Below are 1502 nucleotides of genomic sequence, written 5' to 3' on the forward strand. Positions count from 1 at the left end.
CTATTATGGCCGGTAAAGATAGACAACTTACATTACGCTTCCTGGCAGAACCTGCAGATGTCAATTTTGGCGGTAAGGTTCACGGCGGTGCAGTAATGAAATGGATCGATTTAGCCGCTTATGCAGCAGCAGCAGGCTGGAGCGGTAAATATTGTATTACTGTTTATGCTGGCGGCATTCGATTTGTTAAGCCTATCCATGTGGGTAATATTGTTGAAGTGACTGGCAAAGTTATTTATACCGGTACAACGTCTATGCACATTGCTATTGATGTAAAGGCTGGCGATCCTAAAGAATCTGAACGTCATCTGACAACCCACTGTATTGTTATTATGGTAGCAGTAGACGATGAAGGCCATCCGACATCGGTTCCTGAGTGGATACCAGCCACCGCTGATGATGTTCGCTTACGTGATAGTGCATTGAGATTGATGGATATGCGTAAACGTATCGGTGCCGAAATGGAAGCTCACGTTAAACCTTCAGTTGAATAAATAAGGGGAAATCATGGCCAAGGTAGCATTTATTGGTTTAGGCGTTATGGGGTTCCCGATGGCGGGACATTTGGTTAAGCAGGGTCATGACGTTACTGTTTATAACCGTACCGGGGCGAAAGCGGACCAGTGGGTTGAACAATATGGTGGTAAGAAAGCTGATACACCAAAATATGCCGCCCAAGGCCAAGACATTGTTTTTACCTGTGTAGGTAATGATGATGACCTACGCCAAGTAGTATTAGGTGAACATGGGATTGTGCATGGTATGCATGCTGGTGCTATTTTAGTTGACCATACAACCGCTTCAGCTGATGTTGCACGTGAAATTGCCGCACACATTGAGCCACTTAACATCGCATTCTTAGACGCGCCAGTTTCAGGTGGTCAAGCCGGTGCCGAAAATGGTGCGTTAACGGTGATGATGGGCGGCGATCAAGCTCATTTTGATACTGTTAAACCTATTATTGCGGCATACAGTCGTTGTGCAGAACTGCTAGGGCCTGTTGGGGCAGGGCAGTTGACTAAAATGGTTAACCAAATTTGTATTGCTGGTGTAGTGCAAGGCCTAGCTGAAGGGCTTCATTTTGCTAAAAGTGCTGGTTTAGATGGCTTGAAAGTGATTGAAGTGATCAGCAAAGGCGCCGCGCAAAGCTGGCAGATGGAAAATCGCTATAAAACGATGTGGCAAGGTCAATATGATTTTGGTTTTGCTATCGATTGGATGCGTAAAGATTTGGGTATTGCATTAGATGAAGCCCGTCGTAATGGTAGCCATTTACCGGTAGCCGCATTAGTTGATCAATTTTATTCTGAAGTTCAAGCAATGAAAGGTAATCGCTGGGATACTTCTAGTTTACTTGCCCGCTTGGAAAAGTCTCGCAGTTAATATCAACACTAAGTTGTTATATGTGTAAATGTAGCCCCAATATCGATTGGGGCTTTTTATTGGCTATAAACCAGTATGTTAGCCTTTGCTATATTAGCTTGTTTCTGGTCTTAAGATGA

The 1502-nt window shown here is 44.2% G+C and carries 2 protein-coding genes; both read left to right on the top strand.

Going from position 1 to position 1502, the window contains the following annotated elements; translation table 11 throughout:
• Positions 1 to 5: 5 nt before the first annotated feature.
• Positions 6 to 494 carry an acyl-CoA thioesterase gene (locus tag CXF78_RS00170; RefSeq protein ID WP_011636973.1) on the top strand — a complete coding sequence of 163 codons (489 nt, stop codon included), beginning with the start codon at positions 6 to 8 and terminating at the stop codon, positions 492 to 494.
• 13 nt (positions 495 to 507) lie between these two features.
• Positions 508 to 1383 (top strand): NAD(P)-dependent oxidoreductase, encoded by an 876-nt coding sequence (locus tag CXF78_RS00175; protein ID WP_059745146.1) that lies wholly within the window; start codon positions 508 to 510, stop codon positions 1381 to 1383.
• Positions 1384 to 1502: the final 119 nt, after the last annotated feature.

The organism is Shewanella sp. 11B5 (assembly GCF_002836795.1).
Lineage (GTDB): Bacteria > Pseudomonadota > Gammaproteobacteria > Enterobacterales > Shewanellaceae > Shewanella > Shewanella frigidimarina.